We start from the raw sequence: 13,472 nt of genomic DNA, 5'->3' as shown, positions 1-13,472 counted from the left end.
TTAATTGCTTGTGGGAACTACCGCCGATGGCAAGAGTCGAAAATCCATGCTCGCCCGCCTACGCACTCCATTCCGACGCCACTTTTACCGACGCCTGCTGGCGGCCACACTGGTGGGGCTGGTTGGCATCGTAAGCTGCACGCAACTGGACGCCTGGCAGCGGCAGGCCATTTTCTCGCCCGAAGCCGACCAAAGCCGGTGGTGGCGCGAGCCTTTGCCCGGCACGGAAGTATTCGACCTGACCTTGGACGATGGCGACCGAGTGCATGCCTGGTACTGGCAACATCCACATGCCGGCGCGCCGACGGTGCTCTATCTGCATGGGTCGCGTTGGAACCTCAATGGCAGCGTTTTCCGTATGGCACGCTGGACGGAAATGGGCAATTCCGTCCTTGCCATCGATTACCGTGGTTTCGGCAAGTCTACGCCGCTGCTTCCCTCCGACGAATCTGCTCTTGAGGACGCCGTCGCCGCACTGCAGGAACTCGCGCGGCGCCAGCCCGATCCGGCGCGCCGCTTCGTCTACGGTCATAGTTTGGGTGGAGCGGTAGCCATCGACCTGGCCGCCCGTCCCGAATCACCGCCTTTTGCCGGCCTGATCGTTGAGTCCACATTTACCAGTATCAGTGCCATGCTGGGCACCTTGGAATGGGGCAAACTGCCGGGCGCCAGCCTGCTGGTAACCCAGCCTTTCGCGTCGGTGAAAAAGCTGGCGGAAGTCACGACGCCCATGCTGCTTATACATGGCACGGCCGACCGCGTCGTACCGCATACGATGAGCGACGAACTCTTCGCTGCAGCGGTCAGCGTGCCGGATGGCATGAAGCGGCTGGTGAAGATCGACGGGGCGTCGCACTCGGGCGCCGTGCGTAGCGGAGAAGTCTACGAATCCGCAATAAAAACGTTTATTAAAGACGCAGGCGATGCTTATGCAGGTTCAAGGCCGGCTCGGGCTCATGCGCCGCCGTCACCGGCCGCCCAGATCGAAAACATCGCCGTCTCTGCCGATAACAACGCCCGGCGGTAAGTGGCCGGGATGCTCCATTAGAAAAGCGTCCAGCTTATGGCCGATATGAGTCAGTACAGCCTTGCCTGGCCGCAGCATACTAACGATATCCAGCGCACGCGTCAGGTCATTGTGATTACGCGGCATATCAGCGGCCGGTGGATGGGTACAGTCGAGAACCAACAAGTCCAGCGGATGTTCGCTTAAGCGGCTAGCCGTCGGGCCCGGCAATCCGACCGTGTCGGTAAGGTAGGCCATGCCTCGACTGCCCTGCCGGATCGCGTAGCCATAAGTCAGCCGCGAATGCAGCAGCGGCAGAGGCGTGAGTTGCATCGCGGCGGACTGCTTTCTGCCAGACAACGCTAAGGTCTCGAACGGCACTAGCTTTCGCGAAAAATCCAGGATCCCGGGATGCTTGTATAAATCGGCCAAGCCTTCCTCGTCGGGCGGGCCCAACACCGGCAGCGTCATGCCAATGCCCCAACGCAGGGGCAGCAGCCCCTGCGCATGATCAGCATGATAATGCGTCAACAAAATCCCATCGAGCGAGCCGGGCGGGTAGCGCTCTGCAAGATCCGGCAGGCCTGCGTCGATCAGCCAACGTGCACCGTCGCCTTCAAGCAAGGCCGAACAGGGCCCACGGCGAAAGCCCGGCGTGTGTCTTGCCCGGCCGCAAGCGACGCACTGACAGTTATAGACGGGGACTTGGGCGGCATTGCCGGTGCCCAGCAGTGTCAAGCGCACAGACTACCGGCAATCAAGGCGGCCTGTTGTTCGAGCTGCCGGTAAAGCGATCGCACGGCATCTTCCGGCGTTCCGGAGTTGTCGATACGCACCATGGGCCGGGCCAGGCCGGCGGGAACATCTTGCAACGCGACATTGCGGGCCAGGCGCTCCTGGATCTGCATATCGGTCTCCCGGCCGCGATACCGCAGACGCTCGTGCAGTACACAGGGGTCTACGTCAACCATGACGGGCACCAAGTCGCGATAGCGGGACACGGCGGTAGGCAGGTAGGCACGCGAACCATTGACGAACACATCTTTTCCGGCCGCCATGCGCTCGTTTATTTGTTGCAAAACGCCATAGGCAAAGCCATGGGCCCGCCACGACATCGCCAGCAAGCCGGCCTCTTCCATCTGATGAAACTCCTGCAGCGTAACGGTAAGGGCGCCTTCGGCCGTGCGATCGGCCTCGCGCGTGATGACGCGTGGCGCAAGGTAGGCCCGACTGCCCATCAAACGCATGACGCCGTTCAGCAGCGTATCCTTTCCGGCACCCGATGGACCCATGAGATAAATGAGGCGTCCTGCCATCAGAACACCCGCTCGCCGCCACGCCACACCTGGCCCACCGCAAGATGCTTGGTTCGGGCTGTGACACGGACGAGATCGGCACGCAGGCCGACACGAATCTCGCCGCGATCAAGCAAGCCGGCTGCCCGCGCCGGCGCGAGCGAGACGCTGGCCACCGCCTTGGGCATGTCGTAGCCCGGCACAGTCGCCGCAAGTATGCCGGCGGCCTGCAACAGGCTGGATGGATAGTAGTCGCTGGACAAGATGTCCAGCACGCCTTGCTCGGCAAGCTTGCTGGCAGCCACATTGCCAGAGTGCGAGCCACCACGCACGATATTCGGCGCGCCCATCAATACTTTCAAGCCGTACTGGTGACTGGCCCCCGCCGCTTCCACTGTGGTGGGGAATTCGGCAATGCTCATGCCATAGTCAGCAGACTCGCGGGCATGCTCGACCGTGGCATCGTCATGGCTGGCGACTGACAAGGTACGTTCGCGGCAGTGCTGCACGATGGACCGTCGATAGCTGTCGCTGTAACGCTGGGAGTTTTGCTGATGCTGATCGATGAAATCGTCCATTTCCTGGTCGCTCAGGTTGTACTTGCCCTGGTAGTACTCCCGATATTTCTCGATCTTTACAAACTGACGCTGACCGGGCGAGTGATCCATCACGGACACCAGTTGCACCAGGGGAGCCTCGACCAACTCATGGAACAGGTCCAAGGTCTTCTCGTGGCTTAACTCGCAACGCAAATGCAGTCGGTGATCGGCCCGCATGTGGCCATCCCGATGCGCATGGCTGATAGCCTGGAGCATGACGGGCAACTGTCGTAAGCGGTTTCCCCGGGGGCTGACATCGCCTATGGACAGGGCATCGAATACCGTGGTGATTCCAGCCGCGATCACTTGGGCGTCATGCGCAAGCACAGCTGACTCGGATGGCCAGTCCACACCGGGCCGGGGGTTCATGTACTTCTCAAGATTATCGGTGTGCAGCTCGACCAAGCCGGGCAGCAAATAGTCGCCGTTGAAGTCCTGGGCCCGAGGCAGGTTGCAGCGCCCTGAACTGACATCGGCAATTTGCCCGTCTTTTATCTGTACCGTCCCGAAGACCACCTCGGTGGCGGTCACGATACGGGCATTGGTAAATACCTGTTCAGTCATGGAGGGCCTCCTGGGCTGTCAGGTCCAGATAGCGGTCGCCGATTGCGCTGCGGGTCTTCTCGTCGTGAGAAATAGCGATCAGCGCCGAGCCACCGGCCTTGGCCTCAGCCACCAGTTCAAGCACGACGTCCCGGTTGATGTCATCCAGCGAAGCCGTGGGCTCGTCCAGCAGCAATAGCGGCCAGGGGGCAATGAAGCTGCGTGCGATGTTCACGCGCTGCTGTTCACCGCCCGAGAATGTGGAGGGAGACAAGCCCCAAAGGCGCTGCGGAATCGCCAGCCGCCGCAACAAGGCTGCCGCCTTGGCGCGCGCGAACTCCGCCGGCACGCCGCGCAACAACGCAGGCTCCATCACCACGTCCAGGCAAGCCACGCGCGGGATCACACGCAGAAACTGACTGACATAGCCCAGGGTATTGCGGCGCAGGGCCAGCGTCTGACGTGGTTGAGCCCCGACCATTTCGACTATGCCGCCGTCGTGCAGTACACGTATGCTGCCATCCGCCGGCAAGTAGTTGCCATAGAGCGTACGCAGCAAGGTGGATTTTCCCGCACCAGACTGGCCATGCAGGACCAGGCACTCGCCCGCCATCACATCAAACGCAATATCGCTCAATACATCGAGCACGGCGCCCTGCTGCTGATGCAGCACAAAACGCTTGGACAGCCCGCGCACTTGCATCGCTGGAATCATCATAAAGTCCTCAAGGCTGCAAAACAGAAGAAACCAGCAACTGGCTGTAGGCGTGCTGGGGGTCGTCCAAAATTTGGTCGGTCAGTCCGGCCTCGACCACGCGTGAGCGCCGCATTACCATCAGCCGGTCCGCCAGCAGGCGTGCCACCGCAAGATCATGCGTCACAATCACCACCGCCAACTGCAACTCTCGCACCAGGCCGCGCAGCAAATCCAACAAATGCGCCTGTACCGAAACATCCAGGCCCCCTGTGGGCTCATCCATGAATAGCAAGCGCGGCTGGGACACCAGATTGCGCGCAATCTGCAATCGCTGCTGCATGCCACCCGAAAAAGTTCGGGGCAAATCATCGATGCGCTGGGTATCAATTTCGACTTGTGCAAGCCAGTCCAATCCTGCCTGGCGCAATTGGCCGTAATGCCGCAGCCCCTGCGCCATGAGCCGCTCGCCGATGTTTGCACCCGCCGAGACGCCCATGCGCAGTCCGTCGCGCGGATTCTGCTCCACGAAACCCCATTCGGTGCGCAGCAGGGTGCGTCGTTGCGCTTCGCTGGCGCTGTATAAGTCCACAGCCCGACCGTCCCGATCCAGATAACTGACCGTACCGCCGTCAGGCCGGGAACGGCCGGACAGCACGCTCAACAGCGTGGATTTTCCTGAACCCGACTCGCCAACGATGCCCAGCACCTCGCCAGGGAAGAGATCAAAACTGACTGCCTGGCAGCCCTGGTCCGTGCCGTAAAGGCGGGTCAGTTCACGTACCGTAAGCAGGGGCTTCATAAGGCCATCTCCTGACAATGTCGGCGCTGGTGGCAGTAATCGGTATCCGAGCACACGAACTGACGCCCGCCCTGGTCATCCACGATCAGTTCATCAAGGTAGGACTCCGTGCTGCCGCAGTGCGCGCAGGCCTGATCCCACACAGGCAGCTCGAACGGATGATCTTCAAAGTCCAGGCTGACCACGGGGGTGTAAGGCGGTAAGGCATATAGGCGCTTTTCTCGCCCGGCACCAAATAGCATCAGGGCTGGGCTGAGGTTCAGCTTGGGATTGTCGAATTTCGGTATGGGCGAGGGGTCCATCACATAGCGCCCATCCACCATTACAGGATAGGCGTACGCCGTAGCTATATGCCCGTAGGTGGCGATGTCCTCATAAAGCTTTACATGCATGACGCCATAATCATTCAGCGCATGCATGGCACGGGTTTCAGAATCCGAGGATTCGATAAAACGCAGCGGCTCCGGAATCGGCACCTGAAACACCATGATCTGGCCCTGGCGCAAGGGCGTCTCGGGCACGCGATGTCGCGTCTGGATGATGTCCGCCTCGGGCGTGCGTTCCGTCGTAGCCACGCCTGCGGTACGCATGAAGAAACGCCGTATGGACACCGCATTGGTGGTGTCGTCCGCCCCCTGATCGATTACCTTCAGCACATCGTGGCGACCGAGGATGGCGGCGGTTACTTGCATGCCGCCTGTCCCCCAGCCATAGGGCAGGGGCATCTCGCGCCCCCCAAATGGCACTTGATACCCGGGTATCGCCACCGCCTTGAGCAAACCGCGCCGCAAGCTGCGCTTGGTCTGTTCGTCCAAGTAGGCAAAGTTGTAGCCTGTCGCTGCTGCGGCATTGGCGTCAGCCGCCGCGTGTGCCGCTACGCGTGTCATGATTGTTTCTCCAGTTCGTTGTCCGACTGAGTGCGACGCGCCTCGTGGTCGCGCCGCAATTTGCGTATCAGATCCAGCTCGCTCTGGAAGTCCACATAGTGCGGAAGCTTCAAATGCGATACGAAGCCTGCCGCCTCGACGTTATCGCAATGCATCAGCACGAACTCTTCTTGCTGCGCGGGCGACTCAATGTCTTCGCTGTACTCGGCGGCTCGCAGGGCGCGATCGACCAGCGCCATGCCCATGGCCTTGCGCTCAGCGTTGCCAAAAGCCAATCCGTAACCACGGGTGAACTGCGGCGGCTGCGTTCGGCTACCCGTGAACTGGTTGATCATTTCGCACTCCGTCACCTCAATGTCGCCTATCGGTACGGCGAACCCCAACTCCTCGGGTTCTATCCAGACCTCGACCTGACCGACACGGACCTCACCGGCGAATGGATGGTTTCGTCCGTAGCCACGCTGCGTCGAGTACCCCAGCGCCAGCAGAAAACCTTCGTCGCCACGCGCCAGCGCCTGCAGGCGCTGCGCCCGATTCGTGGGAAAGTCCAGAGGCTCGCGGGTGATGTCAGGAACCGGCAGATCATTGTCTTGCTCAGTTGCCAGTAGTCCTTCGTCGCCCAACAAGTCGGCAACACGCGGCATGCGCAACAGGCCTGCTTCGCCGGCGTGCCGCAGCGCAGGCGCATCGTTGTGGCCCACTGCCGGTTGCGATTCCAACAAGCTGAAGTCCAGCAGCCGATGCGTATAGTCAAAGGTTGGGCCCAACAATTGGCCGCCGGGCAAATCCTTGAAGGTTGCCGAGATGCGCCGCTCTGCGCGCATCTGGGCGGAATCCAGCGGCACGCTGGCCAGGAAGCGCGGCAGGGTAGTCCGATACGCCCGCAGCAGGAAGATGGCTTCGAGCATATCGCCCGCCGCCTGCTTCAAGGCCAGTGCTGCCAATTGCGGGTCATATAGCGAGCCCTCGCTCATAATCCGCGAAACCGCCAGGGGCATCTGCTGCTGCAGTTGCTCAACCGATAGCTCCGGGATGCTGAGGTCGCCGCGCCGGCGCTCCGCCAGGAGTGCGTGGGCATTGTCGATAGCCTGCTCGCCGCCTTTCACTGCGACATACATCAGTTGATCTCCTGCACGGTGCGCAATACGCGGGTGCTGCGCGGCAGCCCCGTCAGTTGTCGTCCGGCGGTAAAGAAAAAATCCAGGCCTCGGGGAACCCGGTTAAGGTTCGTAGCGTCCAGAACGATGCCGGCACGGGTAGCCTGGCATGGTGCCTGTCTGCAATGCCAGGCCCCTGCCATGTAGTGCTGCGCCCACTTTCCAGGCTGTCCAGTTGAACAATGACCGTGCACGACAAGTGGGGATCGCGATCCGTGCCCTGCTGAAACGCCGACAGATCAGCCAGATCGCTTTCTGTTACCAAGGCAAATGCCGCCTGCTTGCGCTCGCGCGTGACGGGGCAGGCACAATGAAATGCCAGGTTTTCTCGTATTTGTGCCGTATTAAGTGATGGCGCCAGCCATATCGGCGTATCACTGTCGAACAAGGTGAGGCAAAGGGCATAGGTGGCCGGCGCCAAGCTCGCCAGCCCGGGCAAGTCGCCCACATCGTGCACAGACCCTGGCTCCGATAAGGCAGTCAGCGCCAGTCTGAACACGTGTTGGGCGTCATCACCCGGCGCCGCGAACGCGGGCAGCAAGGTTTTATGCTGCATCAGTCTTCTCCTCGGACCAAAGTGGTGAAGTCGACGCGCGTTGCAGCGGCTTGGCCGTCTCGCAACGCAGCACGTGTATGCTGCAAGGCCTGCAACGGATCGATCAAGTCGGCTTGCCAGCGGCTGCCTTCCGCGCCCTGCAACAAAGCGTCGGCCAAAGCGGCCAGCTCGGCATGCTCGATGGAGCGCCCCGCCACGTAGCTATAGCCCGTCGTTCCGTCTCGCAACTGGACCACGCAGCGGGTCACGCTCATTTCACCCAGATTGAACGGCGCGCCGTCGCCGCCCATACGACCGCGAACCATTACCATCCCGGTCTCAGGCTGGCGGACATGGCGAAACGCCTGCCCACGCAAGATATCGCTGTAGTCTCCCAGGTCTTGTCCGGCCCGAGCGAGGACCTGCATCCAGCGCTGACGCTGGGTGTGGTCTATCTTGGCGGTTTGCATGTCTGTGCTCATCGAATCATCCTGTTCAAATGAAGTACTTGCGCAAGTGCTGCGACACGATGTCAATGACACTGACTACCGCGATGATGCAGATGAGGATGGCGCAGGTCTGGGCCAACTGGAAACCTCTGATCGCTTCCCACAAGGTCACCCCTATCCCACCCGCGCCCACCATGCCCACGACGGTCGCCGAGCGCACATTGGATTCGAAGCGGTAAAGTGAATACGAGATCCACAATGGAAGTACCTGCGGTATCACCCCGAAGATGACTTCCTGCAGCCCTGTCGCGCCGCTTGCTCGCACGCCCTCCACCGGTCCGTTCTCGATGGCCTCTACCGCTTCAGCGAACAGCTTTGCCAGCACGCCAGTGGTTCCCACGAACAAGGCCATCACGCCGGCGAAGGGTCCAAGCCCCACCGCCACCACGAAGAGCATGGCAAACACCATCTCATTGATAGACCTGAAGGCGTCCATGACTCGCCGCACCGGCTGGCATATCCACCAGGGCGCGATGTTCTCCGAGCACAGGATGCCCAGCGGTACCGAACAGACAATGGCCAGGGCCGTGCCCCAGACAGCGATCTGGACGGTAACCAGCATCTCTGTCAGGTATAAGCGCCAGTATCGGAAATCGGGCGGGAAGAAATCGGCAAGGAAGGTCTGCATGTTGCCGGCATCTCGCCAGAGCATGGCCGGGTTCATTTCTGCTCCGTCCCATGCCCATGCCAGCACGAGCGCCAGCAGTATCCAGGCCAACCACGCCCTGGTGTTGCGGCGAGGGGGCGGCGGGCTTGCCGCCACCAATGCCGATGCTGTAGTCACGTTCACCAGCCTCAGTCGACGCTGGCGACTTTCTTGGCGCCTTCAAGCGCCGCCATCCGGGCCGACAGCTTCTCCAGGTCGGCATCGATCTGCTTGACGCGTGCCTGCTGCTGCGCGGCGTCCAGCGTGCTATCGGCCAGAACCTGGCTGCGCTCCTTGAACAGTTCAAGTTGACGGATAGGCAGTAGCTGATCGTTATCCGAGGCCCGAAACTTGCCCCATTGCAGCCCTGCCAGAATAGCCATCTCTTGCTCGGTGCCGCCATAGGTTGTAAAGAAGTCGCGAATCTTGACCTTGGTTTGCTCCGGCAGATTTTTCCGCCACACGATGGGGTCGGCCGGGATCAGCGGCGACTTCCAGATCACCTTGAGGGCGGCCGCTTTCTGAGGGTTGGTTTCTTCCAGCCGCTCCATGCCCTCAGTATTGAAGGTGGCCAGATCTACCTGCTTGTTGGCCACACTTAGGGCGTTGACTTCGTGGCTGGCGTTAAGCGTGCGCTTGAATATTTTCCTGGGGTCGACATCGTTCTTGGCAAAGACGTAATAGCCCGGAACCAGGTATCCGGAGGTCGAGTTGGGATCGCCGTTACTGAAAGTCAGCTCGCCGGCCTTTGCCAGCATGTCTTGCACTGAGTTGATCGGGCTGTCCTTGTGAGCAATCAAGATGCTCCAGTAGCCTGGCGCGCCATTGGCGGCCACAGTCTGGGCAATGATCTCGCCGCCGGCGCGGTCGACCGCTTCCATTGCCGACTTGTTGCCGTACCAGGCAACATCCACCTTATCAAAGCGCATACCCTGGATGATGCCGGCATAGTCAGGGGCAAAGAATGCCCGGATGTCCATACCGGTCTTTTTGCTCATGTCGGCCAGGAAGGGATCCCACTGGGCCTTAAGGTTCTGCGAAGACTCGGTCGAGATGATGCCGAAATTCAATTGCTGGGCGGGCTCTGCCGCTGACACGCCGCAGAACGCCGCGCCGGCCAGTAGGGAAGCCGCGAGGCCACTACGTACTGATGTGAACATATCGATACTCCAGAAGTTGGTACGGCGGAGGCTTGCGGTCACGCCGCAGCCAGTTCGAATTGGGGAAGGGGATGGCTGCGCATCACCGCAGCCGGAGGCAGTAGCGATGCATCGAGATCACCACCGTAGAGCTGGTTCAGAAAGGGCACAGTCAGCGCACTGACGGAACCATCAAAATGGACGGTGCCGGATTTCATGGCGACCACGCGCTTGCAATAGCGAGCGGCGTAGTCCACCTGATGCAAGGTCACGACAACAGTCTTGCCGTCGGTTTCGTTGATATCGCGCAGGATCTCCATGACCTTGCGCGCAGATTCCGGGTCCAGCGAAGCAATGGGCTCATCGGCCAGAATAAGCTCGGCCTGCTGGGCCAGGGCCCGAGCAATCGCCACGCGCTGCTGTTGTCCACCAGAAAGCGTCGAGGCCCGTTGCCCAGCCAGGTCGGCCAGGCCGACGCGCTCCAGCGCCGCCATGGCCAGGGCCTTGTCATGAGCGTTGAAGCGACCAAACGTGCCACGCAGAACCGATATGCGGCCCAGCCGGCCCATCAGGACGTTGCCCAGCACGCTGATGCGGCCAATAAGATTGAACTGCTGGAAGATGTAGCCGATGTCGGCGCGCACCCTGCGTACCCGACGGTCCAGGCGCCCGTCCTCTTGTACGGAGCGCCCCAGGATGCGAACCGAGGCAGCGCCACCATGGTCGCTGCAAGCCAGGCCGCTCAGATGGCGCAGCAACGTCGACTTGCCGGATCCCGAAGGACCAATCAAAGCCACCATTTCACCGGTGCCGACGTGCAATTTAAGGTTGGACAGCGCTTGCTTGCCGCTGAAGCTTTTAGTCAGCCCTTCGACGCGAATAACTGTATCCATGTGCTTGCACTCCTGTCAGGAAGGCGTTGGTGCCTTCATCGACCGGAATGTTAAAGACGGGATAAGTCAGTCGCGTTACGGAAAAATGATGTTTTGATGACAGCCTGCTAAGTCAACTACGCAAGATACCGCTTGAACCAATCCACCGTACGCCGCCAGGCAAGTTCGGCGGCCTCTTTGTCGTAACGCGGCGTGGAGTCATTGTGAAAGCCGTGGTTCGTGCCGGGGTAGGTGTAGGCTTCGTAGGTTTTGCCGTGCTCTTTCAGAGCCGCCTCATAGGCCGGCCAACCGCCGTTAACCCCTGCGTCGTTTTCGGCGTAATGCAATAGCAGAGGTGCCTGAATTTTGGGCACGTCGCCCGTGGCAGCCTGTCTGCCATAGAACGGAACGGCCGCCGCCAATTCAGGATAAGCCACCGCTGCCGCGTTGGAGACACCACCGCCATAACAAAACCCGGTAATGCCGACCTTGCCTGTCGCAGCCTCATGCGCCGCCATGAACTCGACCGCTGCGAAGAAGTCATTCATGAGTTTCTCGGGATCGACCTGCGCTTGTAGCTCGCGGCCCTTTTCGTCGTTGCCTGGATAACCGCCCTTCGAGCTCAGCCCGTCCGGCGCAAGGGCAATGAAACCCTCTTTCGCAACGCGACGTGCAACGTCCTCGATATAGGGGTTTAGCCCCCGATTCTCGTGCACCACCACCACAGCAGGCCGCTTGCCTTCCGCCTTGGCCGGCTGTACCAAATAGCCGCGAACCTCTCCGTGACCCTTCGGGGACGGGTAGTTGATGTATTCGGCCTTAATGTCTGGATCGGTAAAGGACACCTGCTCGGCCCAAGCGTAGTCCGGCTGCAAGGACGCCAGGATCGAAGCGCCCGTCAAGCCTCCCACCGCGAACTTGGCAGACCGCAAAAGGAACTCGCGTTTGGTGATCGCGCCATGTACGTAAAAGTCATAAAGCTCGAGCAATTCGGGGGCAAAGTCTTTGGCTGTCATGCGCGTCATTGCGGCTCTCCTTGAGTGGCAATATTGATCTGGCAACGTGGGCAAATTATGCGGCTAGACATACGAGCGCTCCAGCATTAATTTTCCGGCCCGCTTGCTTTCCTCAATGCGGTCACCCGCACAAACCCCTAGATACTCCATCGCGACACGGGTTTACTGTATACAGTATCCAGTACTTCATCTGCCCATCAATATGTCATCCGGACTTATCCAGATCACCCCCGTTCCCGACCTGGTAGACCAGGTCTATCGTGGATTGCTTGATGCCATCTGCAGCGGCGCCCTGATGCCGGGCGAACGCCTGGCCCAGGAAGACATCGCCCAGCGAATGGATGTCTCGCGGCAGCCGGTACTGCAAGCCCTGCGTTTGCTGAAGAAAGACGGTTTCGTGCAAGACGCGCCGGGCCGAGGCGTACAGGTGACCGCACTGGAGCCCCAATCGGTGCGCAAGGTCTATGAAGTGCGGGGCGCGCTTGACGCATTAGCTGCCCGGCTGGCAGCACAACGCCGGTACAGTATTGACCCCCTGCTTATCAAGAACGGCCGCTTGGCATCGCGCGCAAGCAATGTGCAGGCAATGATAGCTGCCGATCTGGCCTTCCACCATGCCATTTATCTGGCCTCCGACAACGAGCTGATCGGCCAGAGTGCGGAACAGCATTGGATGCATCTGCGCCGCGCAATGGGCGCCGTCCTGCAATCGCAAGCGCAGCGCGAAGCTCTGTGGGACGAACACGAAGCCATTGCGCTGGCCATTGCCGATGGTGATGCGCAGCGGGCCGAGAAACTGAGCGAGGATCATGTCTCGCGGGCCAGCAATGCGCTCAATGATCGGCTGACCCAACTTTTTCCCCTACAGGCACAAGGAGACCGTCGATGAAACTCACCGAAGCGCAACGCCTGCAGTTTGAGCAAGATGGCTATCTATTCTTTCCCGGCCATTTTTCCGCTGAAGAAACCCGTATGCTTACCGAAGCAGTGCCGGCGCTTTATGCCGAACGGGAAGCCTGGAACGTGCGTGAAAAAGGGTCTGATGCGGTCAGGACCAACTTTGCCGCACACTTGCATAGCGAGCCCTTCGCCCGACTGGCGCGCCATCCCCGCATGGTGGGACCGGTCATGGATCTGTTCGACGAACAGGTCTACATGCATCAGTTCAAAATCAACGGGAAAATGGCCTTTGAAGGTGACGTCTGGCAATGGCACCAGGATTACGGCACTTGGCTCAACGACGACCAGATGCCCACTGAAAGAGCCATGAATGTCGCCATATTCCTGGACGATGTCAGCGAATTCAATGGCCCGCTGATGTTTATTCCCGGCAGCCATCGCAAGGGCGTTATCAATGCTCAGCATGATCTCACCACCACCAGCTACCCACTATGGACCATAGACAACGCGCTGATCAGCCAATTGGTGGACCGTGCAGGCGGCCGCAATGGCGGTATCGTCGCACCCAAAGGGCCGGCAGGCTCGATGATCTTGTTCCATAGCTGCCTGGTGCATGCCTCCGGCAGCAACCTGTCACCCTTCAATCGTGTAGCGGTCTACCTAAGCCTGTGCGCCGTCGGCAATCACATCCGTCGGTTCAAGCGCCCCGAATACATTGCTCATCGCGACTTCTCACCGATCGAACTGCTGCCCGACGACTGTCTGCTCAAACCTTACCCCGTCGATGTGCCCTGGAAGAACGGCCTGCCGGAAAGCGCCCTGCGTACTTCGCTGGAGCCCATAGAAGTAACGGCCTGAGCGGGCTTGCTGTC

General features: G+C 60.3%; 15 protein-coding genes and 1 pseudogene. 3 read left to right on the top strand and 13 right to left on the bottom strand.

Annotated elements, in window-relative coordinates; genetic code table 11:
• Nucleotides 1-46 precede the first annotated feature (46 nt).
• On the top strand, nt 47-1,027 hold the full coding sequence (locus CKA81_RS15345; protein WP_128356073.1) for an alpha/beta hydrolase: 981 nt from the start codon (nt 47-49) through the stop codon (nt 1,025-1,027).
• Here the strand turns inward: CKA81_RS15345 and phnP are convergent.
• The 13 genes and pseudogenes from phnP to yghX form a co-directional block, all read right to left on the bottom strand.
• Nucleotides 968-1,750, bottom strand: a complete 783-nt coding sequence (phnP, locus tag CKA81_RS15340; RefSeq protein WP_128356072.1) for a phosphonate metabolism protein PhnP — start codon at nt 1,748-1,750, stop codon at nt 968-970. The two genes, CKA81_RS15345 and phnP, sit on opposite strands and share 60 nt — an antisense overlap.
• Nucleotides 1,741-2,322 carry a phosphonate metabolism protein/1,5-bisphosphokinase (PRPP-forming) PhnN gene (phnN, locus tag CKA81_RS15335; RefSeq protein WP_128356071.1) on the bottom strand — a complete coding sequence of 194 codons (582 nt, stop codon included), beginning with the start codon at nt 2,320-2,322 and terminating at the stop codon, nt 1,741-1,743. Before phnN ends, phnP begins: the two co-directional genes overlap by 10 nt.
• Nucleotides 2,322-3,464: an alpha-D-ribose 1-methylphosphonate 5-triphosphate diphosphatase gene (locus CKA81_RS15330; protein ID WP_128356070.1), complete on the bottom strand. Its 1,143-nt coding sequence runs from the start codon at nt 3,462-3,464 to the stop codon at nt 2,322-2,324. Before CKA81_RS15330 ends, phnN begins: the two co-directional genes overlap by 1 nt.
• Nucleotides 3,457-4,158, bottom strand: a complete 702-nt coding sequence (phnL, locus tag CKA81_RS15325) for a phosphonate C-P lyase system protein PhnL (RefSeq protein ID WP_128356863.1) — start codon at nt 4,156-4,158, stop codon at nt 3,457-3,459. Before phnL ends, CKA81_RS15330 begins: the two co-directional genes overlap by 8 nt.
• Nucleotides 4,159-4,168: 10 nt before the next feature.
• Entirely contained in the window at nt 4,169-4,939 is a 771-nt protein-coding gene (gene phnK, locus CKA81_RS15320; protein ID WP_128356069.1) for a phosphonate C-P lyase system protein PhnK, read from the bottom strand.
• Entirely contained in the window at nt 4,936-5,826 is an 891-nt protein-coding gene (locus tag CKA81_RS15315) for an alpha-D-ribose 1-methylphosphonate 5-phosphate C-P-lyase PhnJ (RefSeq protein ID WP_128356068.1), read from the bottom strand. Before CKA81_RS15315 ends, phnK begins: the two co-directional genes overlap by 4 nt.
• The gene (locus CKA81_RS15310) at nt 5,823-6,944 is read right to left on the bottom strand and encodes a carbon-phosphorus lyase complex subunit PhnI (RefSeq protein WP_128356067.1); all 1,122 of its coding nucleotides are present in this window, start codon (nt 6,942-6,944) and stop codon (nt 5,823-5,825) included. The genes CKA81_RS15315 and CKA81_RS15310 overlap by 4 nt, the downstream gene beginning before the upstream one ends.
• A pseudogene (gene phnH, locus CKA81_RS15305) lies at nt 6,944-7,539 on the bottom strand (phosphonate C-P lyase system protein PhnH). Before phnH ends, CKA81_RS15310 begins: the two are co-directional and overlap by 1 nt.
• Nucleotides 7,539-8,000: a phosphonate C-P lyase system protein PhnG gene (gene phnG, locus CKA81_RS15300; RefSeq protein WP_228255737.1), complete on the bottom strand. Its 462-nt coding sequence runs from the start codon at nt 7,998-8,000 to the stop codon at nt 7,539-7,541. Before phnG ends, phnH begins: the two are co-directional and overlap by 1 nt.
• 13 nt (nt 8,001-8,013) lie before the next feature.
• A complete protein-coding gene (gene phnE, locus CKA81_RS15295; protein WP_394342559.1) occupies nt 8,014-8,820 on the bottom strand; it encodes a phosphonate ABC transporter, permease protein PhnE in 807 nt (268 codons plus the stop codon).
• Between the two features lie 2 nt (nt 8,821-8,822).
• The gene (phnD, locus tag CKA81_RS15290; protein ID WP_128356066.1) at nt 8,823-9,833 is read right to left on the bottom strand and encodes a phosphonate ABC transporter substrate-binding protein; all 1,011 of its coding nucleotides are present in this window, start codon (nt 9,831-9,833) and stop codon (nt 8,823-8,825) included.
• 38 nt (nt 9,834-9,871) lie between these two features.
• On the bottom strand, nt 9,872-10,705 hold the full coding sequence (gene phnC / locus CKA81_RS15285; RefSeq protein WP_128356065.1) for a phosphonate ABC transporter ATP-binding protein: 834 nt from the start codon (nt 10,703-10,705) through the stop codon (nt 9,872-9,874).
• Nucleotides 10,706-10,821: 116 nt separating this feature from the next.
• The gene (yghX, locus tag CKA81_RS15280; protein WP_128356064.1) at nt 10,822-11,709 is read right to left on the bottom strand and encodes a YghX family hydrolase; all 888 of its coding nucleotides are present in this window, start codon (nt 11,707-11,709) and stop codon (nt 10,822-10,824) included.
• A 193-nt stretch (nt 11,710-11,902) separates the two neighbouring features.
• Between yghX and CKA81_RS15275 the strand changes: the two genes are divergently transcribed.
• A complete protein-coding gene (locus tag CKA81_RS15275; protein ID WP_128356063.1) occupies nt 11,903-12,589 on the top strand; it encodes a GntR family transcriptional regulator in 687 nt (228 codons plus the stop codon).
• Nucleotides 12,586-13,458 carry a phytanoyl-CoA dioxygenase family protein gene (locus tag CKA81_RS15270; RefSeq protein WP_128356062.1) on the top strand — a complete coding sequence of 291 codons (873 nt, stop codon included), beginning with the start codon at nt 12,586-12,588 and terminating at the stop codon, nt 13,456-13,458. The genes CKA81_RS15275 and CKA81_RS15270 overlap by 4 nt, the downstream gene beginning before the upstream one ends.
• Nucleotides 13,459-13,472: the final 14 nt, after the last annotated feature.

It is taken from the genome of Pollutimonas thiosulfatoxidans (genome assembly GCF_004022565.1).
Lineage (GTDB): Bacteria > Pseudomonadota > Gammaproteobacteria > Burkholderiales > Burkholderiaceae_B > Pusillimonas_D > Pusillimonas_D thiosulfatoxidans.
Note: the sequence above shows the minus strand (reverse complement) of the source record. Positions and strands in the feature narration are given on the sequence as shown.